Source organism: Pseudomonas sp. ANT_J12 (genome assembly GCF_008370045.1).
GTDB lineage: Bacteria > Pseudomonadota > Gammaproteobacteria > Pseudomonadales > Pseudomonadaceae > Aquipseudomonas.
The window spans coordinates 993,877-1,019,014 of the sequence record NZ_VOBN01000001.1; the positions used below are offsets into that span (position 1 = coordinate 993,877).

Sequence of the window (25,138 nt, forward strand, 5' to 3'; positions counted from 1 at the left end):
TTCATCGTTCTGAGGCAGGTCGCTGGACGCCCTGCGAGAAAAAGCGCCGGTGACTGGACACCGGCATCCGCGCCCGGATGGACGCCTGTTCGCTGCTGTCGCGTTCGGCCAGCAGCACGGCCTCGCCTTGATCCTGTTGCGCCAGCACGCGGCCCCACGGGTCGACGATGGCGGCATGTCCGTAAGTCTCTCGCGGCCCCGGATGGGCGCCACCTTGAGCGGCCGCGAGCACATAACACTGGGTTTCGATGGCCCGTGCACGGATCAGCACATCCCAATGGGCCGCGCCGGTCACGGCGGTAAAGGCCGAGGGTGCGGTGATCAACTCCGCACCGGCAGCGCGCAATTCGCTGTACAGCTCCGGGAAACGCAGGTCGTAACACACGCTCAGGCCGACTCGACCGACGGGGGTGTCCGCCACCACGACGCCACTGCCATAAGCATAGTCATCGGATTCACGGTAACGCCCGCGATTGTCCGCCACATCGACGTCGAACAGGTGCAACTTGTCGTACCGCGCGACGGTTTCGCCCTGGTCATCCACCAGCAGCGAGCAGGCATGCACTTTCGCCGTCGGCTGATCCACCGGCGGCAATGGCAAGGTGCCGGCGACTATCCATAACTTGAGGGCGCGTGCGGTCTGTTTCAACCACGGCAGGATCGGGCCTTCGCCCATGGCTTCGGCGCGGCCGATGTCGGCGATGTCGCGACGGCCCATGGCGGCGAAGTTTTCCGGCAGCACCGCGAGCCGTGCGCCGGCGTTCGCCGCTTGTTCAAGCAGGCGCCGGGCCTGGGCCAGATTAGCCAGCACATCGCTCTGGCTGACCATTTGAATCACCGCTACAGACATGGCCATTCCTTATTCAAAACAACACATGACCCGTAGGCGAGGCTTGCCCGCGAACCGATACACCGCAGGGTGTCAGGAAACACGCCTTCGCGGGCAAGTCGGATCGCCGCACCGCTCGCTCCTACAAGGATTAGCGCCATGCTACTCCATCAACCCAGAGCGTGTTTTTTCAAAACGGCTTGTCCAGGGTGATCTTCGGCTCTTTCCACGGCCCCTTGACGCTGTACTTCACGCTGGCAAAACGCGCCACGCGGTCGCCAATCAGTTTGTCGATCAGGAACAACGCACCGCCAATGGCCGGCGCGCCGACAATCAGCGCGGCAATCGGCAGGTTGTTGGTCAGGGGCAAGGTCACCAGCAACTTGGCATCGACCTGATCGCCGACCAGATCCAGGGTGCCATTGAGTTCCAGGTTGCTCGACGGACCGGTCAACAGGATCGGCTCGCGGGTCACGTACACGCCGTTGCTCGCCACCAGCAGGCCCTTGACCCGGTCGTAGCTCAGGCCTTTGCCGAACAGGTCGGAGAAGTCCAGGCGCAGACGGCGGCCGATGGAGTTGAAATTGAGCAGGCCGAACACTCGCAACGCCTGGGCGCTGCCTTCGACTTCGACAAACTGACCTTTATTCAGCGACGCATCGAGGCTGCCGGAGAAGCGTTTGGTGGCCAGCCACGCCGGCGAACCGGGCCAGCGACCGTCGACATCCATATGAAACTCTTCACTGGTCACGCTCGGCGCAAAGCCCCAGCCCTTGAGCACATCGGCCAGGTTCTTGCCGCTGATCCGGCCCTTGTACCAACTGTTGGTCGCGCCCGGCGTGCCTTCCCAGCCACCGCTGCCCTGCAACAGGATGCCCTTGAGACCCATGTCCAGGGTATTGAGGGCGATGCCCTTGGCGGTCGGGCGGATTTTCAGTGACCAGGCGCCGACCAGGTCATTGCCCTGGAACAGCTGATTGATGGTGATATCCAGCGCCGGGATCTTGGTCGGGTCCACCGAGACCAGCGGGTCCGGCGAGTTTTCGTCGGCCAGCACGGTCGGATCCGGCGCCGGCAACCGTACGTATTGCAAATTGATCGCAATCGGTGCGGCTTTCGCGTCGGGGATCGTCGCGCTGCCCTTGGCCTGCTGACTGTCGAGCTGCAACGCCCAGGCCGACGGTTTGCGGTTCAACTGCACCGACACCTGATCGAGGGTTGGCCCTATGCCACTGAGCTTGCCGACCTTGAAATCTGCGCCGCTGAGCAACTGCTTGGCGCTGCCACCCGGGTCCTGGCCGGCGTACTTGTCCGCCAGCTCTTTCCACGGGCCGACATCCAGCTCCGACAGCACACCGCTGATACGCAGGCCCTTGGCGTTCGGCAAGACGGCGGTGCCGTTACCGAGGAACAATTCTCCGCGACCGTCGGCAAAATTGCCGGGGGGTGACGCGAACGTGAAGTTCGCCAGGTCGCCATACGTGACGCCGTAACGCCGCTCCGGCCCTTGCAGGGACATGCGGAACACCGTGTCACGCCCCACATCGGCGGCCATGCCGAACGGCGCGGGCAGATCGATGGCAACCCCTTTGAGATTCGAGCTGACGACCAATTGGCTGTCGGCGCCATTGAGGTTCAGTTGCAACTGATACGGGACGACGCCGGACACAGGCAACGGCTGGGTCACGTTCAGCCAGTCGGTGAGTTTCTTCACCTCGACCTGACCGGACGCCGTGACCCGGGTATTGAGCTTGCCCGGGCTGCCATCGGCAAAAATCTGCGCGCTCACCGGTTTGTCGAAAGCCCGCGCAGTGATGTTCTGCCCGCTCAAGCCCTTGGTGCTGTCGAAACGGAAATCGCCTTTGAGCTGCGTCAGTTCCAACGTCGGTTCGGCCAGTTTCAGCCTCGCCTTGGCAGTCTTGAAGTCGACCAGGATTTTCGGCAGCTCGCCCTTGGCCAACGGAATGTCCAGTTTGAGCTTGCCCTGCAGGTCGCCCTCGCCTTCCCAACCGGCAAAAGTGTCAGCGGTGCCGATCGGCGCTTGCTGCAGAATCTTCAGGCCATCGCCCAAGCCGCCGGCAAACCCGCCGTCGAGGAACAGGTGGACGTTTTGCCCGGCCGGCACGTGGGGGATGTTGACGTAGATGTCGCTGACCTGGGTGTCGAGCAATTGCCCCTTGCTGGCCAGGATCCGCACACCGCTGTCTTCGATGAAGACATCGCCACTGACCTTGCTCACGTGCGGCCAACCCGGCTGGAACGCCAGTTCGGCGTCATGCACCTTGAAGAACAGGCTGATGCTGCGCGCCGTGTCTTCGGCGCCATGATTGAGCGAGCCCTGGTACTGGAAGAACCCCTGGTCCACCGCGCCCTTGAGGATCGCCGTGCGCAGCCATTCGTCCAGTGCCGGGCTGAGCACGGTGGGCAGGTACTTGGCGGTGTATTTGCCGTCGCCGTCCACCAGGCCGACCCGCAGGTCCATGTAGTCTTCCTGGGTGCGATCGAAATGCAGGCGGATCAGGAAGTCGCCGGCAATCTTGCCCTCTTCGCCCAATACTTTCAGGTACGGCGCGATCAGGGTGAAGCCGTCTTTATCGAGTTTCCAGGTCAGCCGGGCATTGGCCTGGATGTATTGCCATGGCTTGGCGAAAATCGGGTCCAGGTGCAGGGAAAAGTCCTTACTGTCCATGCGCAGCTCGCCGTGACCGAGGTCGCCGCTGATGCTGCCGCTGACATTTCGCGCCGCCGGAGCGCCGTGATAGGCGTCGAAGCCGACGCGCTCCAGGTTGGCGGCGAAACCGAATTTGCTGTCGTCGGTGGCGTTGGGCCGAAAATCCATCAACACGTTACGCAGGGCGCCGGTAACCTTGAGCTTCTCGACGGCGGTGGCCACGCCTTCCGGCAACGGCCCCAGCGCATTGAGCAGTGGCGTCAGCGGGGTCAGGTCGAGACGGTCGGCTTGCAGGTGCCAGAGCTCCGCGGTCTTGTCCGTGGCGACGCTTTGCTTGAGTTGCAGATGGGTTTCCCAGCGCGTGTCGCCAAAGTTCATCGACAAGGAATCAAGGGTCACCAGGGCGCCTTCGTCACTGCGCTGGAAGTAGCCGTTGAGGGCAAAATTGTTGATCTGGATTGGCTTGCGCTCGGCGTAGGCGCCCTTGAGTTGCGGGGCGTTGAGACGAATCGCCGCGCTTTGCACCGCGCCCTCGCCCCAGGTCAGCCACAGCTCGCCGCCGGCCTTGATCTCGGAGAAATTCCACTGCCGGGTCAGGCGTGCGGGCAACCATTTCGACCAGTCGCTTTGCGGCAGGCTCAGGTAAGCCTCGGCTGCACCGTCCTTCCATGCACTGGCGCGCACACGGGTGCGCAGGCTCATGGCCACAGGCTGGCCATCAGGCAGGGTCAGGCGCGCGTCGAGTCGCTGACGGGAAGCGCCGGTTTGCAGATTCAGGCCGACGTAAGTCAAGGTCAGCGGCTCATGGTCCAGCGGCTGCAAAGTGATCTGGCTGTCGAGCACCGACAGCTGTTGGACCATCTGCATGCGATTGAGCAGTTGCGCCGGGTCCATGGGCTGGTCTTGCTGCACCGGCAAACCTTCCAGCGCCCACTGGCCATCCTCACCTTCCTTGAGGCTGATCTTCAGGCCATTGAGTTCCAGGTGGGCAATGCGCACTTCGCGCGCCAACAGGCTGGCCCACAGATCCGGCACGGCCCGCACGTTGTCCAGGCGCAGGGCATTGGTGCCCGCGCCGACCGTCACGTCGTGCGCCAGCAGGATCGGCGCAAAACCGCTCCACCTGCCTTCCAGCTTGCCGATTTGCAGCGGCATGCCCAGCGCTTCAGTGCCTTTGGTCTCGATGTCGGCGCGGTATTCGGCCACCAGCGGCGCCAGCTCTCGGCCGAGACTGACGTACAACGCCATCAGCACCAGAACCAACGCACACAGGCCCAGCCCCCAGCGGGTCAGTGCAGCCAAAATGCGTGTCAGACGGTCCATGTCAGGTGGCTCCCATGGCAAAAATATTGCAAAAAGCTGAGGCCAGCCGTTCTAGTCGCGGTGAAACCTGGAGATTCAGAGCAGCACCACGTCGTATTGTTCCTGGGAATACATGGTTTCGACCTGGAACCGAATGGTGCGGCCGATAAACCCTTCCAGCTCGGCGACGTTGCCCGACTCTTCATCGAGCAAACGGTCCACCACTTTCTGATTCGCCAATACACGATAGCCTTCGGCCTGATAGGCGCGGGCTTCGCGGAGGATTTCGCGGAAAATTTCGTAGCAGACCGTTTCCGGTGTCTTCAACTTGCCGCGGCCCTGGCAACTGCTGCACGGTTCACACAGCACCTGTTCGAGACTTTCGCGGGTGCGTTTGCGGGTCATCTGCACCAGGCCCAACTCGGTGATGCCGATGATGTTGGTCTTGGCGTGATCGCGTTCCAACTGCTTCTCAAGGGTGCGCAGCACCTGGCGCTGGTGCTCTTCATCTTCCATGTCGATGAAGTCGATGATGATGATCCCACCGAGGTTACGCAGGCGCAGTTGGCGGGCGATGGCGGTGGCGGCTTCGAGGTTGGTCTTGAAGATGGTTTCTTCGAGATTGCGATGACCGACGAACGCCCCGGTGTTGACGTCGATGGTGCTCATGGCTTCTGCCGGGTCCACCACCAGATAACCGCCGGACTTGAGCGGCACTTTGCGCTCCAGGGCTTTCTGGATTTCGTCTTCGACGCCGTACAGGTCAAAAATCGGCCGCTCGCCGGGGTAGTGCTCAAGGCGATCCGCGATTTCCGGCATCAGTTCGGCGACGAATAGCGTGGTTTTCTGGAAGGTTTCCCGGGAGTCGATGCGGATCTTCTCGATCTTCGGGCTCACCAGGTCACGCAAGGTGCGCAGGGCCAGGCCGAGGTCTTCGTAGATCACACTTGGCGCGCCGATGGTTTTGATCTGGGCGTTGATCTGGTCCCACAGCCGGCGCAGGTAGCGGATGTCCATGAGGATTTCATCGGCCCCAGCCCCTTCGGCGGCGGTGCGCAGGATGAAACCGCCAGCTTCCTTGATGCCTTCCTTGGCCACGCAATCGGTGACCACTTGCTTGAGGCGTTCGCGCTCGGCTTCGTCTTCGATCTTCAGGGAAATGCCGACGTGGGCCGTGCGCGGCATGTACACCAGATAACGCGACGGGATCGACAGTTGGGTGGTCAGGCGCGCGCCTTTGGAGCCGATCGGGTCCTTGGTGACTTGCACTACCAGGCTCTGGCCTTCGTGCACCAGGCTGCTGATGCTTTCGACCGCCGGGCCTTCGCGCAGGGAGATTTCCGAGGCATGAATAAATGCGGCGCGGTCCAGGCCGATGTCGACGAACGCCGCCTGCATGCCCGGCAGCACCCGCACGACCTTGCCTTTATAGATGTTGCCGACGATCCCGCGCTTTTGCGTGCGTTCGACATGAACCTCTTGCAGAACACCGTTTTCGACCACCGCCACGCGCGATTCCATCGGCGTGATGTTGATCAGAATCTCTTCACTCATGGCAGGGTCTCGTTCAGGCATGTTCACGAAAATGGCCGCATCTAGTCAGTACGACGCTTAGCGCGCGTTTAGGGTTTGCCAACAGGGTATGCCGAAATGGCCGAGGAGTTCTGCGGTTTCGCACAGTGGCAATCCGACCACCGCCGAATAGCTGCCATCGAGCCCGGCGACAAACACCGCGCCAAGTCCTTGAATCCCATAGCCGCCGGCCTTGTCCCGGGGTTCGCCGCTGGCCCAATAGGCCGCTGCTTCCTCGCGGCTGATGTCACGAAACCGCACCCGGCTGCGCACCACCCGCGACTCGCAACGCTCACCTTCGAGCACGGCAATCGCCGTCAGCACTTCGTGTTCATGCACTGCCAACAGCATAAGCATGGCGCAAGCGTCGGCTTCGTCCACCGGCTTGCCGAGAATTTTCCCGTCCAGCACCACGGCAGTGTCCGCGCCCAATACACAGAACGCTGCGTCGGACACGACAGTGCCGCGCCCGGCCTCGGCCTTGCCGCGCGCCAGGCGCTCGACATAGGCCGATGGGGTTTCGTTGTGCAAAGGGGTTTCGTCGATGTCCGCACTGATGGCGGAGAACGGCACGCCGATCTGCGTGAGCAGTTCACGCCGACGCGGCGAGCCTGAGGCGAGGTAAAGCAATTTCATCCAGACATCTCCCTTGTCGAGGTGCGGGCAAATGCCTGACCGAATTAATTGATCTTGTAGCGCCGACGCAGTCCACGCAAACCGAAGCTGATCCACGGCCAGAGCAGCGCACTCACCAGTGCCGGAAGTACCAGCGCCAAGGTTGGCTGACGGTTGCCGGTCAGGGCGCTGAGCCACAGCTGCACCAATTGCGCGAGGCCGAAGATCACCAGGATCACCAGGCACTGCTGCCACATCGGGAACATGCGCAGACGTTGTTGCAGCGACAGCACGAGGAAGGTGATGAGCGTCAGGATCAACGCATTCTGGCCCAGCAAGGTGCCGTAGAGCACGTCTTCGGCCAGCCCCAGGCAAAACGCAGTGACCATGCCGACGGTTTGCGGCAAGGCCAGCGCCCAGAACGCCAGCAGCAAGGCCAGCCACAAGGGACGCAGGATTTCCATGAACTGCGGCAGCGGCGAAACGCTGAGCAGCAGGCCGATGGCGAAGGTCAGCCAGACGATCCAGCCGTTACGCGATGAAGTAGCGCCCGCCATTATTCTCGTCCCCCAGTGGTGGCCGGTGCAGTGACTGGCGGTTTGGCAGCAGGTTTCGGGGCAGCCGGTTTGGCGACAGGTTTGGCCGCACGGGTGCTGGCCGCAGGCTTGGTCGGTGTCGTTGCAGTGGGCGTTGTGACCGCTGGTGCGGTGACTGGCGCGGCAACGGCCGGAACTGGCACGACGGCTGGAATCGGTTTCGGCACCGTGGCCGGAATGATCGGCCCGCCGCCGTGCTGGTCCAGCGCTTCCTGGGCCTGGGCGGCTTCGTTGGCGCGTTCTTCGGCAGTGCGACCATCGCTGAATACCAGCAACAGATAACGGCTGCGGTTCAAGGCCGCAGTCGGTACGGCGCGGACGATGGCAAACGGCTGGCCGGAATCGTGAATCACTTCCTTGACCGTCGCCACCGGGTAACCCGCCGGGAAGCGCTGGCCGAGGCCGGAGCTGACCAGCAGATCGCCTTCTTTAATGTCGGCGGTGTCGGCGACGTGACGCAGTTCCAGGCGCTCCGGGTTGCCGGTACCGCTGGCAATCGCCCGCAGGCCGTTGCGATTCACTTGCACCGGGATGCTGTGGGTCGTGTCGGTCAACAACAGCACTCGGGAGGTGTAGGGCATCAACTCCACCACCTGGCCCATCAAGCCACGGGCGTCGAGCACCGGCTGGCCGAGGACCACACCGTCGCGCTCACCTTTGTTGATGATGATGCGATGGGTGAAGGGGTTGGGGTCCATGCCGATCAACTCGGCCACTTCGACCTTCTCGTTGACCAGCGCGGAGGAATTGAGCAACTCGCGCAGCCGAACGTTCTGCTCGGTGAGGGCGGCAAGCTTCTGCATACGGCCCTGCAACAGCAGGTTTTCGGTCTTGAGTTTTTCGTTCTCGGCAACCAGTTCGGTACGGCTGCCGAATTGGCTGGCCACACCTTGCCATAGCCGCTGTGGCAGGTCGGTGATCCAGTAGGACTGCATCAGCACCAGCGACATCTGGCTACGCACTGGCTTGAGCAGTGTGAAGCGGGCATCGACCACCATCAGCGCGACCGAAAGCACGACCAGCACCAATAAGCGCACGCCCAGTGAGGGGCCTTTGGCGAAAAGCGGTTTAATAAGCCGCTCCTCCCAGGCAAATGTTCTCTTTATTCATACGGCATCAAACCGGCCTGGATGCAGACTGACAGAAGATAAACGCAACAGGCAGCACTGCAAAGTGCTGCCTGCGCGCTCACAGCATAGAGGTGTCGGACGAGATCACTCGCTCGACAGCAGATCCATGGTGTGTTTATCCATCATTTCCAGGGCACGACCACCGCCGCGAGCCACGCAGGTCAGCGGATCTTCGGCAACGATCACCGGCAGACCGGTTTCCTGGGCCAGCAACTTGTCGAGGTCGCGCAGCAAGGCGCCACCACCGGTCAGCACCAGGCCACGCTCGGCGATGTCGGAAGCCAATTCCGGCGGCGATTGCTCCAGGGCACTTTTCACAGCCTGAACGATGGTGGCCAGGGACTCTTGCAGAGCTTCCAGCACTTCATTGGAGTTCAGGGTGAATGCGCGTGGAACGCCTTCAGCCAGGTTACGGCCACGAACGTCGACTTCGCGAACTTCGCCGCCCGGGTAGGCGGTACCGATTTCCTGCTTGATGCGCTCGGCGGTGGATTCGCCGATCAGGCTGCCGTAGTTGCGACGCACGTAGGTGATGATCGCTTCGTCGAAGCGGTCGCCGCCAACCCGTACGGACTCGGCGTAAACCACACCGTTCAGGGAGATCAGCGCGATTTCAGTGGTACCACCACCGATATCGACCACCATCGAACCGCGCGCTTCTTCAACCGGCAGGCCGGCGCCGATCGCAGCAGCCATCGGCTCTTCGATCAGGAACACTTCACGGGCACCGGCACCAAGGGCCGACTCACGGATGGCACGACGCTCGACCTGGGTCGATTTGCATGGAACGCAGATCAGCACGCGAGGGCTAGGCTGCAGGAAGCTGTTTTCGTGAACCTTGTTGATAAAGTACTGCAGCATCTTTTCGCAGACGCTGAAGTCGGCGATCACGCCGTCTTTCATCGGACGAATGGCGGCAATGTTGCCCGGCGTACGGCCGAGCATGCGCTTGGCCTCGGTGCCGACAGCAACGACACTTTTCTGGTTACCGTGTGTCCGAATAGCCACAACGGAGGGCTCATTCAGGACGATTCCGCGCTCGCGCACGTAAATAAGGGTGTTGGCAGTGCCCAGGTCAATGGAAAGATCGCTGGAAAACATGCCACGCAGTTTCTTGAACATGGGAAAGGGACCCTAGGCAACGCGTGGGTAAAAAAGTGCGGCAAACTCTAACAACGACAGGGATTTTGGGCAAGGCGCCAATATGTTAAATTGGCCGCTTTTCTGTGCACCAACCCCCACAATCGCGGCCTTATGACCGTAGAAATGCGGTAGTGTTCCGACAATCTAACACACGGACGCCGTCCGTTCTGTTTTCCACTGGAGAATCGCAATGGCGCTTGAACGCTCCGACGTGGAAAAAATCGCTCATCTGGCCTGCCTTGGCCTGAATGATGCCGATCTTCCACACATCACTTCGGCCCTGAACAGCATTCTTGGGCTGGTCGACGAAATGCAGGCGGTCAATACCGACGGTATCGAGCCGCTGGCCCACCCACTGGAAGCCAGCCAGCGCCTGCGTGCCGACGTTGTGACCGAGACCAATCATCGCGAGGCCTATCAGTCCATCGCACCAGCGGTCGAAAACGGCCTGTACCTGGTTCCGAAAGTCATCGACTAAAGGGAAAGAGCCTGCAATGCATCAAATGACTCTGGCCGAGATCGCCCGCGGTCTCGCCGATAAAAAGTTTTCTTCCGAAGAGCTGACCAAAGTCCTGCTGGCGCGCATCGCCCAGCTCGATCCACAGCTCAACAGTTTCATCAGCCTCACCGAAGACCTGGCGCTCCAGCAGGCGAAAGCCGCTGACGCACGCCGCGCCAATGGTGAGAGCGGCGCCCTGCTCGGCGCGCCGATCGCCCATAAAGACCTGTTCTGCACCCAGGGCATCCGCACCAGCTGCGGCTCGAAGATGCTCGACAACTTTAAAGCACCGTACGACGCCACCGTGGTCGCCAAACTGGCCGCTGCCGGCGCTGTGACCCTTGGCAAGACCAACATGGACGAATTCGCCATGGGTTCGGCCAACGAGTCGAGCTACTACGGCGCGGTGAAAAACCCGTGGAACCTGGAACACGTGCCGGGCGGTTCGTCCGGTGGTTCGGCGGCCGCCGTTGCCGCGCGCCTGCTGCCAGCCGCGACCGCCACCGACACCGGCGGCTCGATCCGCCAACCCGCTGCGTTCACCAACCTCACCGGCCTGAAACCGACGTACGGTCGCGTTTCGCGCTGGGGCATGATCGCCTACGCCTCCAGCCTCGATCAGGGCGGCCCGTTGGCACGCACTGCCGAAGACTGCGCGATTCTGCTGCAAGGCATGGCCGGTTTTGATGCCAATGATTCCACCAGCATCGACGAACCGGTGCCGGATTACAGCGCCAGCCTCAACACGTCGTTGCAAGGCCTGCGCATCGGCGTGCCGAAGGAATACTTCAGCGCCGGTCTCGACCCGCGCATTGCCGAGCTGATCCACACCAGCATTAAAGAGCTGGAAAAGCTCGGTGCCGTGATCAAGGAAATCAGCCTGCCGAACATGCAGCACGCGATTCCTGCGTACTACGTAATCGCCCCGGCAGAAGCGTCCTCCAACCTGTCGCGTTTCGACGGCGTGCGTTTCGGCTATCGCTGCGAAGACCCGAAAAACCTGGAAGACCTGTACAAGCGTTCCCGTGGCGAAGGTTTTGGCGCCGAAGTACAGCGCCGGATCATGGTCGGTGCCTACGCGCTGTCGGCCGGTTACTACGACGCCTACTACCTGAAGGCGCAGAAGATCCGTCGCCTGGTGAAAAACGACTTCATGGCCGCCTTCAATGAGGTCGACATCATCCTCGGCCCAACCACGCCGAACCCGGCCTGGAAGCTCGGCGCCAAGAACAGCGACCCGGTCGCTGCCTATCTGGAAGACGTCTACACCATCACCGCCAACCTCGCGGGCCTGCCGGGCTTGTCCATGCCGGCCGGTTTTGTCGACGGTCTGCCGGTCGGCGTGCAATTGCTCGCCCCGTATTTCCAGGAAGGTCGCCTGTTGAACGTTGCCCACCAGTATCAGCTCAACACTGACTGGCACACCCGCACCCCAACCGGCTTCTGAGGAGAAACACATGCAATGGGAAGTCGTGATCGGGCTGGAGATTCATACCCAGCTCACCACCCGGTCGAAAATTTTTTCCGGTAGTTCCACCACCTTCGGTTCCGAGCCGAACACCCAGGCCAGCCTGGTAGACCTGGGCATGCCCGGCGTGCTGCCGGTGCTGAACCAGGAAGCGGTACGCATGGCGGTGATGTTCGGCCTGGCCATCGATGCCGAAATCGGCCAGCACAACGTGTTCGCCCGTAAAAACTATTTCTACCCGGACCTGCCCAAGGGCTACCAGATCAGCCAGATGGAATTGCCGATCGTCGGCAAGGGCCACCTGGACATCGCCATGGAAGACGGCACGATCAAACGTGTCGGCGTGACCCGTGCGCACCTTGAAGAAGACGCCGGTAAAAGCCTGCACGAAGAGTTCAACGGCGCCACCGGCATCGACCTGAACCGTGCCGGCACGCCGCTGCTGGAAATCGTCTCCGAGCCGGACATGCGCAGCGCCAAGGAAGCCGTGGCCTACGTCAAGACCGTCCACGCGCTGGTGCGTTACCTGGGCATCTGCGACGGCAACATGGCCGAAGGTTCGCTGCGTTGCGACTGCAACGTGTCAATCCGTCCGAAAGGCCAGGTTGAATTCGGCACCCGCTGCGAGATCAAGAACGTCAACTCGTTCCGCTTTATCGAGAAGGCGATCAACAGCGAAGTGCGCCGTCAGATCGAGCTGATCGAAGACGGCGGCAAAGTGATCCAGCAGACCCGCCTGTACGATCCGAACAAGGACGAAACCCGTCCGATGCGCAGCAAAGAGGAAGCCAACGACTACCGTTACTTCCCCGATCCGGACCTGCTGCCAGTGGTGATCGAGGACTCGTTCCTCAAGGACGTGCGCGCCACCCTGCCGGAATTGCCACCGCAGAAACGTGAGCGCTTCCAGGCGCAGTTCGGTCTGTCGGTGTATGACGCCAGCGTCCTGGCCACCAGCCGCGAGCAGGCCGATTACTTCGAGAAAGTCGTAAGCATCGGCGGCGACGCCAAACTCGCGGCCAACTGGGTGATGGTTGAACTGGGCAGCCTGTTGAACAAACAGGGCCTGGACATCGAACAGTCGCCGGTCTCGGCCGAGCAACTGGGCGGCATGCTGCTGCGCATCACCGACAACACCATCTCCGGCAAAATCGCCAAGGTTGTGTTTGAGGCGATGGCCAGCGGCGAAGGCAGCGCGGACGAGATCATCGACAAGCGCGGCCTCAAGCAAGTGACCGACAGCGGCGCCATCTCGGCGGTGCTGGACGAGATGCTCGCGGCCAACGCCGAACAGGTTGAACAGTACCGCGCGGCAGATGAAGCCAAACGCGGCAAGATGTTCGGCTTCTTCGTCGGCCAGGCCATGAAAGCCTCCAAAGGCAAGGCCAACCCGCAACAGGTCAACGAACTGCTGAAAAGCAAGCTCGAAGGCTAAACCGTGGTCTTGGGCCCGAGGATCGTTCCCACGCTGTGCGTGGGAATGCCGCCCCGGACGCTCCGCGTCCATCGCAATGTGACGCAGAGCGTCACGGGATGCGTTCCCACGCGGGAGCGTGGGAACGATCACTTGGGAGCTTTTGAATGAAGCGTCTACTGGGCGCCTGCGCCCTGCTCTCCCTGCTGGCCGGTTGCGCCAGCAACGACATCATCGACCCACACGGTTACGACAAGACCGGCACCGCGTCCTATTACGGCGCCAGACACCAAGGTAAACGCACCGCCAGCGGTGAGCGTTTCGACAAGAATTCCCTGACCGCCGCCCATCGCCAGTTGCCCTTCGGCACGCGGGTGAAGGTCACCAATCTGAATAACGACAAATCCTGCGTGGTGCGCATCAATGATCGCGGGCCGCATACCCGTGGGCGCCTGATCGATCTGTCTCACGAAGCCGCCGAGCGGCTGGGCATGCTGCGCGCCGGTACCGCACGGGTTCGCGTGCAAGCCCTCGACGATTGACGGAGCCGAGACCATTTACGGATTAGAAGACATCCCTCTGCTGAGCCTGATCGAACTGCTCAGCGGCCTGTTTCTATTGATCGCCGGCGCCGAGCTGATGGTGCGCGCCGCCGTGCGCCTGGCCGCGCGCCTGCATGTGCGGCCGCTGATCATCGGCCTGACCATCGTCGCCCTCGGCAGCAGCGCCCCGCAAATGGCGGTCAGCCTGCAGGCCATGCTGGCGCAAAACCCTGACATCGCCGTCGGCAGCGTGATCGGCAGCAGCATCTTCAACATCCTCGTCACCCTCGGTCTGTCGGCGCTGATCATTCCGTTGCGGGTCTCGCGCCAGCTCGTTCGGCTGGACATTCCGCTGATGATCGGCGCCAGCCTGTTGGTCTGTGTATTGGCCTGGAACGAAGAACTGACCCGCACCGACGGTGTCATCCTGCTGACCGCGTTGGTGGTTTACCTGGGTTTGCTGTTGCGCCAGTCGCGACACTCGACCCGGCCACAATCGACTCACGAAGCCACCGCACAAGCCCCGTGGATCACCAGCCTGCTGATGATCGTCGCCGGACTGGCGATGCTGGTGTATGCCGGTCATTTGCTACTGGGCGCTGCGGTGTCGGTCGCTACCGATCTGGGGCTGTCAGAGCGCGTCATCGGCCTGACCATCGTCGCCATCAGCACCTCCCTGCCGGAACTGGCCACCTCGCTGATCGCCGCCCTGCGCGGTCAGCGGGAGATTGCCGTGGGCAATGTGATCGGCAGCAACTTGTTCAACCTGTTGGGCGTGCTGGGCTTTACCGCCTTGGTGGCGCCGTCGCCGCTGTCGGTGTCGCCCAATGCCCTGGATTTCGATCTGCCGGTGATGCTCGGCGTCGCCACGCTGTGCCTGCCGGTGTTCTATTCCGGTTATCGGGTGACCCGGGCCGAGGGCCTGCTGTTTCTGGGTTTGTACCTGGCCTACGGGTTGCACGTGGTGGCGTTCACCACCGGCATGCCCCTGGCCGGCAAGCTTGAACATTTGATGCTGATTTTCGTCCTGCCGGCGCTGGTGGCGTTCTTGCTGTTCACGTCGCTGCGCGCCTGGCGCCGCCAACACCACAAGAGGGATGTGCCATGACCGACAACAAGAAGCCCGGCGTTGAAGTACGCCGCCAAGTGATGGGCGATGCGTTCGTCGACCGCGCACTGGGCAATGCCACCGAGTTCAGCCAACCGCTGCAGGATTTCGTCAACGAACACGCCTGGGGCAGCGTCTGGAACCGTGAAGGTTTGCCGCTGAAAACCCGCAGCCTGATCACCCTCGCCGCGCTGACCGCGTTGAAGTGCCCGCAGGAGTTGAAAGGTCACGTGCGTGGCGCGCTGAACAATGGCTGCACCGTAGAAGAGATTCGTGAAGCACTGCTGCATTGCGCGGTGTATGCCGGGGTGCCGGCGGCGATTGATGCGTTTCGCGCGGCGCAGGAAGTGATCGAAACCTACAAGCCGGTACAGTAAGGCGTTCTGCCACTCGAACCGGGAGACGATCCAGTCTTCTGGTTTGTCCTGACTCACAAGTTTGCCCGCCAGATAGCCATTCGTCGAAACTGGTATTTCTGACAGTCGTAAATCCTCCATCCCTATTCAACAATCTGCCTGTCTGCAGCGAGTTCCCCCACGCCTATCAAATGACAGGGACAAGAGCCATGAAACCCGACCTGATGATATTCAGTAGCGTTGAATTTGATGGAAAAATCCACGTTAGATACATCGGCGTAAAAGCCTTCAAGCACATTCAGTATCACCTGCAACGAGCGGGTAAGACGGTCGCGCAGATTGACTCACTAACAAAAGATGAAACCCTGAGCTTTGATAATCAGCCAGCCGGTACTTATAAGGCTACCTGCCGACTGACGCTGGATGATGGAACACTGGCGACTGGCGAATCGATGGAAATCAATATATCCCCGATGTCTCAGCCCTATCCCGTTGCGCCTGCCGTGAACCAACCGCCCAGCAAATCTCTTAAAGGTGGTCACTGGCTCTATGAAGGTATCGAACATCATTTCCTTGAGGTCAAGTTTCAACCTGGCGGTCTGGCGAAGCTTGAACACGAGTCTGCCAAAGTGCTGTCCATCTTCAACGGCATCAAGCATACGCTCCGCTTCAGGCTGGTTTTTTCGGCGGTGACCACGCGTAAAAAAGGTCTTGAGGCATTTTCCGATTTCTACCGGATTGACGGCGTTATCCCAAAAGAGGACTTGATCCCGATCGCAACGGAGTTGGAAACCCTGGACTATGTTATTTACTGTTCCGTCACACCGGACACTAAATCGATGAAAGCGCCGGAACTTCCCGCGCTGGCGGATGAGGGCATTGAGGAACAAGAACAACTGACAAGCACAGACACCCCCACGCCGGACTTTACCCAACTGCAAACTTACGTTGATGCCCCTCGTGGGATGAACATCCGCAGCATCTGGGATGAACGGCATGGCGCCGGTGCAACCGTGCACCATCTTGATTTCGGTGTGTATAAAAACCATGAAGACCTGGCCAATGTTCAGGTGATCACTAGTCGTTTGGAAACCGAAGATTGCAACCACGGGACAGCCTCCTGTGGCTGTGTGGTTGGAACCGACAACAGCTTTGGGGTCAAGGGCATAGCGCACGGCTGCCGCTTTCTTTTCTACGACACGGGGGATCTTGATTTAATTGTTCAGAACGCCGAGTTGGCCGACATTGTGGCCCTGGACATCGAATTCAATGACAGCATCCGTGGCCGTCTGCCCGTGATCGACAGTAAGTCATGGTGGGACAAAATTCACGCGCTGACCCAGCGCCATGTCACCGTTCTGCTCGCCGCCGCCAACGGTGCAATGAATCTGAGCGAAAGCGCTATGAATGATTGGGGTGACAGCGGCGGCACACTGGTGGGTGCTTGCACACCCAGCACCGGGCGCCGTAGATCAACGTCCAACTACAACCACTACTCTCTGTGGCTCAATTCATGGGGTGACTCAGTGACGACTACCGGTTATGGACATCTGCAAAACCGAGGCATCAACGCAAGCTACACCTCTTCCTATTCAGGAACCTCGAGTGCAACCCCACTGTGTGCGGCAGCCCTGGCGATCGTGCAAGGTTATGCGCTGTCGGAAAGGCGCGAATACTATCCACCGCTAGTCTTCAGGGAAGCCGCCATGTACTACGGCTATGATGAGGGCGCAGTCGACGGGGTCGGCTATCGACCGAATGTCGCCCGCTGGCTGAGCGACCTGGAAGCGAAACGCTAAATCCACCCACCCCACTGCAACACAAAGATCCCGATATTGGTGGTCACCGCGGCCATCAATGTCGTAATCACAATAATCGCCGCCGCCAATTCATGGTTGCCGTTGGCCTGACGCGCCATGACAAAACTCGCCGCCGCCGTCGGGCTGCCGAAGTACAGAAACAAGATCCCCAGCTCCGCCCCACGAAAGCCCCACAGCCACGCGCCTACGGTCGCCAGCACCGGCAGGCCGATCATCTTCACCAGGCTAGAGCTCAGCGCCATGTTGCCGCTTTTGCGCAACGCCGCCAGGGACAAGGTGCCGCCGATGCAGATCAGCGCCAACGGCAAGGTGGTTTGCGCCAGGTACTGGCCTGAAGTCTCCAGCCAGCCCGGCAAACTGAGCTTGAAATAGGCAAATGGCGCCGCCGCAAACACGCTGATGATCAGCGGGTTGCTGAACACGCTTTTGCAGATGCTCCACGGATCGGACTTGATCACCGGGCTGTACACCGCCAACACGATGGTCGAGAGGGTGTTGTAAAACAGGATCACCAACGCCGCGAGAATTGCCCCGAGGGAAATCCCGTAGTCGCCGTACATGCTCGCGGCCAGCGCCAGGCCAATCACCCCGTTGTTGCCGCGAAACGCGCCTTGGGTGTAGATGCCCCGGTCTTCCCGCGGACACTTCCAGATCGCCCAGCCCCAGGCGATGGCGAAACTCGCCAGGGTCGCCACCGAAAAGTAGATCAGTAGCGCCGGCTGCAATGCAGCGTGCAGGTCGGCATGCAGGATGCCGAGGAACAGCAACGCCGGCATGGTGACATTGAACACCAGGGCCGAGGCGGTGTGGATGAAGTTGTCGTTGATCCAGTCGATGCGCTTGAGCAGCACACCCAGAAACAGCATGGCAAACACCGGCGCGGTGATGTTCAGGGTTTCGAGGAAGATTGCCAGCATGCCGGAGGGGACCTTGGGTGGGCGTCATTAAGGGCGAATGATATGCCACGGAAGACATCGGCGTCTGGGAGAACGCCTTCGCGGGCAAGCCTCGCTCCTACAGGTTCGGTGGTCTGTAGGAGCGAGCGGTGCGACGATTCGACTTGCCCGCGAAGAACGATAACGCGGTCTTAAGTGATCGGCGCCGGGTTGAACAAGGTGATGTCGTTATGCAGTTTGTGCTGCTCGGCCCAGGTCTGTTTCTTGCCGCTGGCCACGTCCAGGTAGTAATGGAACAACTCCCAGCCGAGGTCTTCAATCGAAGCGCGCCCGGTGGCAATCCGCCCGGCATCGATGTCGATCAGGTCCGGCCAGCGCTGCGCCAGTTCAGTCCGGGTCGAGACCTTGACCACCGGCGCCATCGCCAAACCATACGGCGTGCCACGCCCGGTGGTGAACACATGCAGGTTCATCCCCGCCGCCAGTTGCAACGTGCCGCAGACAAAATCACTGGCCGGGGTCGCGCAGAAAATCAGCCCTTTGCGCTTGAAGCGCTCGCCAGGGCCGAGCACGCCGTTGATCGCGCTGCTGCCGGATTTGACGATCGAGCCCAAGGACTTCTCGACAATGTTCGACAACCCGCCCTTCTTGTTCCCTGGCGTGGTGTTGGCGCTGCGGTCCGCTTCGCCCTTGGCCAGGTAACGGTCGTACCAGTCCATTTCCCGCACCAGTTCCTCGGCGACTTCCTTGGTTTCGGCGCGGGAGGTCAGCAGGTAAATCGCATCGCGCACTTCAGTGACTTCGGAAAACATCACCGTCGCACCCGCCCGCAACAGCAAGTCCGAGGCATAACCCAACGCCGGATTGGCGGTGATCCCGGAAAACGCATCGCTGCCGCCGCACTGCATGCCGAGGATCAGCTCGGACGCCGGCACGGTTTCCCGGCGGCGTTGATCAAGCTTCTTCAAACGGATTTCGGCCAGCGCCATGATCTGCTCGATCATCTCGGTGAAACCGTGACTCGAATCCTGCAAGCGATACAGCCAAGGCTCGCTCAAATCCACCGAGCTGTCGTTGTCGTGCATCACCTGCCCGGCCTGCAATTTTTCGCAGCCGAGGCTGATCACCAGCGCTTCGCCACCCAGGTTCGGGTTGCGTGCGAGGTTGCGCACGGTGCGGATCGGGATGTATGCGTCGGTCGCCGTGATCGCAACGCCGCAGCCGTAACTGTGGGTCAGCGCCACCACGTCATCGACGTGCGGGTACAACGGCAGCAACTCGTCCTTGATGCGCTTGACCGCATGATCGAGCACACCGGTGACGCACTGCACCGTCGTGGTGATCCCGAGAATATTGCGCGTACCGACGGTGCCGTCGGCGTTGCGATACCCCTCGAAGGTGAAGCCTTCCAGCGGTGCCTGGGTCGCCGGCACATCGGTGGACAGCGGCAGGCTGTCCAGCGGTGGCGCGGTGGGCATGCGCAGTTGATCTTCCTTGACCCAACTGCCGCGCGGAATCGGCTGCAAGGCGTAGCCAATGGTCTGGCCGTAGCGAATCACCTGACCGCCCTCGGGAATGTCCTCGAGGGTGACCTTGTGGCTCTGGGGCACGAAATCCACCGTGACCAGGCCATCGGGAAACTCGGTGCCGGCCGGCACGCCCTGGTCGTTGACCACAATCACTACGTTGTCCCGCTCGTGCAGGCGGATGTAGCGCGGCGAGTCGGAATGTTCAATCAACTGCATGACGCCGCTCCTCAGGAATGCGCTTCAGATAATTTGGTCAGCTCAGGACCGGTGCTTGGCGGCTCTTTGAGCACCACGCGTTTGATCGGACCAACGATCACCAGGTAGCTGAACACCGCGACCAGGGCGTTGCAACCGACGAACACCAGCGCCCATTTGAACGAACCGGTGGCGCTGATGATGTAGCCAATCACGATCGGGGTGGTGATCGACGCGATGTTGCCGAACATGTTGAACAGGCCGCCACTCAAACCGGCGATCTGTTTTGGCGAGGTGTCGGACACCACGGCCCAGCCCAGCGCGCCCACGCCTTTACCGAAGAACGCCAGGGCCATGAAGCCGACGACCATCCATTCGATGTCCACGTAGTTGCACGCGACGATGCTGCTGGAGACCAGCAAACCGGCAATGATCGGCGCCTTGCGGGCGAAGGTCAGGGAATGGCCCTTGCGCAGCAGGTAATCGGAAATCACCCCGCCGAGTACACCACCAATAAAGCCACAGATCGCCGGCAACGAAGCAATGAAACCGGCCTTGAGAATGGTCATGCCGCGCTCTTGCACCAGGTACACCGGGAACCAGGTCAGGAAGAAGTAGGTGATGCCATTGATGCAGTACTGGCCCAGGTACACGCCGAGCATCATGCGGTTGGTCAGCAACTGGCGGATGTAGTCCCACTTCGGACCGTCGACCTTTTTACCTTTGCCCTTGTCCTGGTCCATGTCGACCATGCCGCCGTTGTCGGCGATGTGCTTGAACTCGGCTTCGTTGATCATCGGGTGCTGGCGCGGGCTGTGGATAACTTTCAGCCAGATCAGCGAGAACACGATGCCGATGCCGCCCATCACCACGAACACGTGCTGCCAGCCGAAGGTGTAGACGATCCAGCCCATCAGCGGCGCAAACAACACGGTGGCGAAGTACTGCGCCGAGTTGAAGATCGCCGAAGCGGTGCCGCGTTCAGCGGTCGGGAACCAGGCCGCGACGATGCGTGCGTTGCCGGGGAAGGATGGCGCTTCGGCCAGGCCCACCAGGAAGCGCAGCATGAACAGCGCAACAATGGCCGTGGACATGCCGAACTCACCGACATAGCCCTGCAACACGGTGAACAGCGACCAGGTGAAGATGCTCAGCGCGTAGATTTTTTTCGAGCCAAAACGATCGAGCAACCAGCCACCGGGGATTTGCCCGGCCACGTAGGCCCAACCGAATGCAGAGAAGATATAGCCGAGGGTGACCGCGTCGATGCCGAGGTCTTTTTGCAGGCTGGAGCCGGCGATGGCGATAGTGGCCCGGTCGGCGTAGTTGATCGTGGTCACAAGGAAAAGCATGAGCAAAATCAAATAGCGGACGTGGGTCGGCTTGGTCGCTTGCATGTAGATGTACTCCCACTGATTATTTTTATGCGGGTAAAACATTCTTTGGTCTTGTGCCACGCGAGGCCTCAGGCAAAGGCCTCGCGCGGGTGCAGCGGGTTACGATCCGATGTAGGAAGTTTTTACGACCGTGTAGAACTCTTGCGCGTAGCGACCTTGCTCGCGGGAACCATAGGATGAACCTTTACGCCCGCCGAACGGCACGTGGTAATCCACGCCAGCGGTCGGCAGGTTGACCATCACCATCCCGGCCTGGGAGTGGCGTTTGAAGTGGTTGGCGTACTTCAGCGACGTGGTGGCGATGCCCGCCGACAGACCGAATTCGGTGTCGTTGGCCATGGCCAGAGCCGCTTCGTAATCCGCGACGCGAACCACGTTGGCCACCGGGCCGAAGATCTCTTCGCGGCTGATGCGCATCGCGGCTTCGCTGTCGGCAAACAGCGTCGGGGCGAGGTAGTAGCCTTCGGTATCGCAGGTCACCAGACCACCGCCGCTGACCAGACGCGCACCTTCGGACTGGCCGATGTCGATGTACTTCAAGTCTTGTTCAAGCTGCGCCTGGGACACCACTGGACCAATGTCGGTACCGGTTTTCAGCGCGTGGCCGACCTTGATCGACTTCATGCGCTCGGCCACGGCGTCAACGAACTTGTCGTGAATCCCGGCGGTGACGATGAAGCGGCTGGAAGCGGTGCAACGCTGGCCGGTGGAGTAGAACGCGCTCTGTACCGACAGCTCGACCGCTTGCTTGAGGTCGGCGTCGTCGAGAATGATCTGCGGGTTCTTGCCGCCCATTTCCAGCTGCACTTTCGCTTGGCGCGACACGCAGCTGACGGCGATCTGGCGACCGACACCGACGGAGCCGGTGAAGCTGATGCCATCAACTTTCGGGCTCTGCACCAGCGCATCGCCAACCACACGACCACTGCCCATCACCAGGTTGAACACGCCAGCCGGGAAGCCTGCGCGGGAGATGATTTCGGCCAGGGCCCAGGCGCAACCCGGCACCAGATCCGCAGGCTTGAGCACCACGCAGTTGCCGTAGGCCAGGGCTGGGGCGATTTTCCACGCCGGGATCGCAATCGGGAAGTTCCACGGGGTGATCAGCCCGACCACGCCCAACGCTTCGCGGGTGACTTCAACGTTGACGCCCGGACGTACCGACGGCAGGTAGTCGCCGGACAGGCGCAGGGTTTCACCGGCGAAGAACTTGAAGATGTTACCGGCGCGGGTCACTTCGCCGATGGCTTCAGGCAGGGTCTTGCCCTCTTCCCGGGCCAGCAAGGTGCCGAGTTCTTCGCGGCGGGCGAGGATCTCAGTACCGACTTTATCCAGCGAATCGTGGCGCGCCTGAATGCCCGAGGTCGACCAGGCCGGGAACGCAGCGCGAGCGGCGTCGATGGCCGCGTGAACCTGGACCAGGTCAGCCTTGGCGTATTCACCGATGGTGTCAGTCAGTTCGGACGGGTTGATGTTGGCGCAGTATTCGCTGCCGGCCACCCACTCACCGTTGATGTAGTTATCAAAACGCTTTGAATCAGCCATCTGAAAATCTCCTCAAGCAAAAGGCCGCTGATTACTCAGCGGCCTTGTTTAATCGGGTGTGTTACTGAGCACCTTGCTTGTCGATCAGCGCCGCGAGCATTTCGTACTCTTCGGCCGTCAGATCGGTCAGCGGTGCACGCACAGGACCTGCGTCATAGCCGACAATTTTTGCCCCGGCCTTGACGATGCTCACCGCGTAACCGGCTTTGCGGTTACGGATGTCCAGGTACGGCAGGAAGAAGTCGTCGATGATCTTGCCCACGGTGGCGTGATCTTCGCGGGCAATGGCGTGGTAGAAATCCATCGCGGTTTTCGGGATGAAGTTGAACACCGCCGAGGAGTAAACCGGTACGCCCAGCGCCTTATAGGCAGCGGCGTAGACTTCGGCGGTCGGCAAGCCACCCAGGTAGCTGAAGCGATCACCGAGGCGGCGACGGATCGACACCATCAACTCGATATCGCCCAGGCCATCCTTGTAGCCGATCAGGTTCGGGCAGCGCTCGGCCAGGCGTTCCAGCAGCGGCGCGGTCAGGCGGCAGACATTGCGGTTGTAGACCACGACGCCGATTTTCACCGATTTGCACACGGCTTCAACGTGGGCGGCAACGCCGTCCTGGCTCGCTTCGGTCAGGTAGTGCGGCAGCAGCAACAGGCCTTTGGCGCCCAGACGCTCGGCTTCCTGTGCGTATTCGATGGCCTGGCGAGTCGAACCGCCCACGCCGGCCAGGATCGGCACGCTGGTTTCGCAGGTGTCGACGGCAGTCTTGATGATTTCCGAATATTCGCTGGCCGCCAGAGAGAAGAACTCACCGGTGCCGCCTGCGGCGAACAGTGCCGAGGCGCCGTATGGGGCCAGCCATTCGAGACGTTTGATATAGCCCGCGCGATGGAAATCGCCCTGAGCATTGAAGTCGGTGACCGGGAAGGACAGCAGACCGGAAGAGAGGATGGACTTCAGTTCTTGTGGATTCATTATTCGAACACCCTGGGTAGCGACGTGATGTGTGAGAAAACCGTTCAGCCTCGGCCGAAGTTGTAAGTCATCGTACAACTTAAAATACAACCGTCAACTGCATTTCATCGCCGACCGCAAAATTGGAGTCGGACAAAGTGATTTCTTGACGTAGGAAGATTCTCGACTAAGATCGTTTTAACTGTATATACATACAGTTAAATCTGAAACCACCTACGACATATCAAGGAGCTAGAAATGTCAGGTCTACACTTGCAACCGAAGGAACAGCCCAAGCAGGTCATCGCCCGTTTCGATGATCTTTTTACCGGGCACGGCATCGCCATTGCCGGGGATAACGATCACCTGGTGCTGCACATCGCCGAACAACACAGCCATCCACCGACGCCTGCCCCCGCCAAAGCCTTGAAAGGCAAGCCGGTGCTGAAGTTCGAGGGCGGCGAACACACCGCCATTGGCGACAACACCCTGCTGCGTTTCGTCGAAAACGCCGAGCCGGTCCTCGCCCAAAACGTGCAATTGCACCTGACCAACGGGCTCGCGCCAACCTACGGCCAGATACTGGCATTGGGCGGTGATTTCTACGGCATTGCTGATCGCCCCGTGAGCGACGGCGCCACGCCGGTGGATCGCCTGAACCGCTTTATTACCGCGTTCGACACCCTGGCGGTGGTGTCCGCGTCCAAAGTCGAGGCGGTGAAAATCCTCGCGGTGATGCAGAAAGAAATCGACGCCGTTAAACAGGCGATCAAGGACGGCAAACAACCCCACGAAGCCTATGACGCCCTGGGTGATACGTTGTCGGAAGAGTGGAACAAGATCACCGGCGGCGGCAGTTTCGTCTCGGCGCTATTTCCGCTGGGGCGTTATCTGAAACTGGCGGCGAACAACGCCGACCACTTTGGCGAGTGGGCGCAGCAGGCTTATATCGCCGGCCACACCGCCGCGCTTCAACACGCGGCGGCTGCTCACACCAGCCGTGATGAAAAACAGCTGGAAATCGCCTACGCGATGAATGCCTTTGCCGATCACTACCTCACCGACCTGTTTTCCGCTGGCCACTTGCGTGTGCCGCGCAAAGCCATGGCGGCGGCGGTGACACCGAGCGACCTGGGCTCGCTGATCACCCGTTTCATGCACGACGAAGACAGCAAGTTCGGCCTCAATGTGCGCAACGGCAACGGCGAGCAATGGCGCGCCTATGGCGACAAGCGCTACTTCGATGCCATCGACAGCGCCAATCGCCTGCACGTTAATCAAGCGGTCCAGGTGTCAGCGGATGAAGTGTTCGCGGCTTACCTCAACGGGACCGTTCCGGCCTTCACCAGCTTCGCGGCGTTGAAACAGCTGCCGGACCTGCAGGCGGTGCTGAACCTGGCGAGCAATTTCGCGCCGCTGTTTCGGCTTGAGGGCGGCAAGGTGCTGCGGCGCAAGGATGTGAACAACCTCAACGACATCGCCACCGTCGATGACTGGTGGGGCTGGAGCACGTACCTGCTGCTCAAGGACTACCACCCAACCGGCAACGTGGCCTGATA

The 25,138-nt window shown here is 60.9% G+C and carries 20 protein-coding genes; 8 read left to right on the plus strand and 12 right to left on the minus strand.

Features of this window, described 5'->3' with window-relative positions; genetic code table 11:
• Nucleotide 1: 1 nt before the first annotated feature.
• The 7 genes from FQ192_RS04885 to mreB all read right to left on the minus strand — a co-directional run bounded on the left by FQ192_RS04885 (nt 2) and on the right by mreB (nt 9,837).
• Complete coding sequence (locus tag FQ192_RS04885) at nt 2–850, minus strand: carbon-nitrogen hydrolase family protein (protein WP_149657592.1); 849 nt, start codon at nt 848–850, stop codon at nt 2–4.
• A gap of 169 nt (nt 851–1,019) precedes the next feature.
• Nucleotides 1,020–4,823 carry a YhdP family protein gene (locus FQ192_RS04890; RefSeq protein ID WP_149657593.1) on the minus strand — a complete coding sequence of 1,268 codons (3,804 nt, stop codon included), beginning with the start codon at nt 4,821–4,823 and terminating at the stop codon, nt 1,020–1,022.
• Nucleotides 4,824–4,898: 75 nt separating this feature from the next.
• Nucleotides 4,899–6,356: a ribonuclease G gene (rng, locus tag FQ192_RS04895; protein ID WP_149657594.1), complete on the minus strand. Its 1,458-nt coding sequence runs from the start codon at nt 6,354–6,356 to the stop codon at nt 4,899–4,901.
• A gap of 57 nt (nt 6,357–6,413) precedes the next feature.
• A complete protein-coding gene (locus tag FQ192_RS04900) occupies nt 6,414–7,010 on the minus strand; it encodes a nucleoside triphosphate pyrophosphatase (RefSeq protein WP_149657595.1) in 597 nt (198 codons plus the stop codon).
• 44 nt (nt 7,011–7,054) lie between these two features.
• The gene (mreD, locus tag FQ192_RS04905; RefSeq protein WP_133838528.1) at nt 7,055–7,546 is read right to left on the minus strand and encodes a rod shape-determining protein MreD; all 492 of its coding nucleotides are present in this window, start codon (nt 7,544–7,546) and stop codon (nt 7,055–7,057) included.
• On the minus strand, nt 7,546–8,610 hold the full coding sequence (gene mreC, locus FQ192_RS04910) for a rod shape-determining protein MreC (protein ID WP_372242322.1): 1,065 nt from the start codon (nt 8,608–8,610) through the stop codon (nt 7,546–7,548). The genes mreD and mreC overlap by 1 nt, the downstream gene beginning before the upstream one ends.
• A gap of 189 nt (nt 8,611–8,799) precedes the next feature.
• A complete protein-coding gene (mreB, locus tag FQ192_RS04915; RefSeq protein ID WP_002555108.1) occupies nt 8,800–9,837 on the minus strand; it encodes a rod shape-determining protein MreB in 1,038 nt (345 codons plus the stop codon).
• Nucleotides 9,838–10,048: 211 nt separating this feature from the next.
• Between mreB and gatC the strand changes: the two genes are divergently transcribed.
• The 7 genes from gatC (at nt 10,049) to FQ192_RS04950 (ending at nt 17,044) form a co-directional block, all read left to right on the plus strand.
• Entirely contained in the window at nt 10,049–10,336 is a 288-nt protein-coding gene (gene gatC, locus FQ192_RS04920; RefSeq protein WP_007901429.1) for an Asp-tRNA(Asn)/Glu-tRNA(Gln) amidotransferase subunit GatC, read from the plus strand.
• Between the two features lie 16 nt (nt 10,337–10,352).
• Nucleotides 10,353–11,804 carry an Asp-tRNA(Asn)/Glu-tRNA(Gln) amidotransferase subunit GatA gene (gene gatA, locus FQ192_RS04925; protein WP_123516360.1) on the plus strand — a complete coding sequence of 484 codons (1,452 nt, stop codon included), beginning with the start codon at nt 10,353–10,355 and terminating at the stop codon, nt 11,802–11,804.
• 10 nt (nt 11,805–11,814) lie between these two features.
• A complete protein-coding gene (gene gatB, locus FQ192_RS04930; RefSeq protein WP_149657597.1) occupies nt 11,815–13,260 on the plus strand; it encodes an Asp-tRNA(Asn)/Glu-tRNA(Gln) amidotransferase subunit GatB in 1,446 nt (481 codons plus the stop codon).
• Nucleotides 13,261–13,406: 146 nt separating this feature from the next.
• Nucleotides 13,407–13,781: a septal ring lytic transglycosylase RlpA family protein gene (locus FQ192_RS04935; RefSeq protein ID WP_149657598.1), complete on the plus strand. Its 375-nt coding sequence runs from the start codon at nt 13,407–13,409 to the stop codon at nt 13,779–13,781.
• Between the two features lie 46 nt (nt 13,782–13,827).
• Nucleotides 13,828–14,889 (plus strand): calcium/sodium antiporter, encoded by a 1,062-nt coding sequence (locus tag FQ192_RS04940; protein WP_149657599.1) that lies wholly within the window; start codon nt 13,828–13,830, stop codon nt 14,887–14,889.
• Nucleotides 14,886–15,266 (plus strand): carboxymuconolactone decarboxylase family protein, encoded by a 381-nt coding sequence (locus tag FQ192_RS04945; RefSeq protein ID WP_149657600.1) that lies wholly within the window; start codon nt 14,886–14,888, stop codon nt 15,264–15,266. Before FQ192_RS04940 ends, FQ192_RS04945 begins: the two co-directional genes overlap by 4 nt.
• A gap of 188 nt (nt 15,267–15,454) precedes the next feature.
• Nucleotides 15,455–17,044 (plus strand): S8 family serine peptidase, encoded by a 1,590-nt coding sequence (locus FQ192_RS04950; RefSeq protein ID WP_178128998.1) that lies wholly within the window; start codon nt 15,455–15,457, stop codon nt 17,042–17,044.
• Here FQ192_RS04950 and FQ192_RS04955 read toward each other — a convergent pair.
• The 5 genes from FQ192_RS04955 to kdgD all read right to left on the minus strand — a co-directional run bounded on the left by FQ192_RS04955 (nt 17,041) and on the right by kdgD (nt 23,600).
• On the minus strand, nt 17,041–17,982 hold the full coding sequence (locus FQ192_RS04955; RefSeq protein WP_133838521.1) for an AEC family transporter: 942 nt from the start codon (nt 17,980–17,982) through the stop codon (nt 17,041–17,043). The genes FQ192_RS04950 and FQ192_RS04955 overlap by 4 nt on opposite strands.
• Nucleotides 17,983–18,152: 170 nt before the next feature.
• On the minus strand, nt 18,153–19,706 hold the full coding sequence (garD, locus tag FQ192_RS04960; protein ID WP_149657602.1) for a galactarate dehydratase: 1,554 nt from the start codon (nt 19,704–19,706) through the stop codon (nt 18,153–18,155).
• Between the two features lie 11 nt (nt 19,707–19,717).
• Nucleotides 19,718–21,082 (minus strand): MFS transporter, encoded by a 1,365-nt coding sequence (locus tag FQ192_RS04965; protein ID WP_149657603.1) that lies wholly within the window; start codon nt 21,080–21,082, stop codon nt 19,718–19,720.
• Nucleotides 21,083–21,181: 99 nt separating this feature from the next.
• On the minus strand, nt 21,182–22,627 hold the full coding sequence (locus FQ192_RS04970) for an aldehyde dehydrogenase family protein (protein ID WP_149657604.1): 1,446 nt from the start codon (nt 22,625–22,627) through the stop codon (nt 21,182–21,184).
• Between the two features lie 61 nt (nt 22,628–22,688).
• Nucleotides 22,689–23,600, minus strand: a complete 912-nt coding sequence (kdgD, locus tag FQ192_RS04975) for a 5-dehydro-4-deoxyglucarate dehydratase (RefSeq protein WP_149657605.1) — start codon at nt 23,598–23,600, stop codon at nt 22,689–22,691.
• A 237-nt stretch (nt 23,601–23,837) separates the two neighbouring features.
• Between kdgD and FQ192_RS04980 the strand changes: the two genes are divergently transcribed.
• The gene (locus FQ192_RS04980; RefSeq protein ID WP_149657606.1) at nt 23,838–25,136 is read left to right on the plus strand and encodes a phospholipase; all 1,299 of its coding nucleotides are present in this window, start codon (nt 23,838–23,840) and stop codon (nt 25,134–25,136) included.
• Nucleotides 25,137–25,138: the final 2 nt, after the last annotated feature.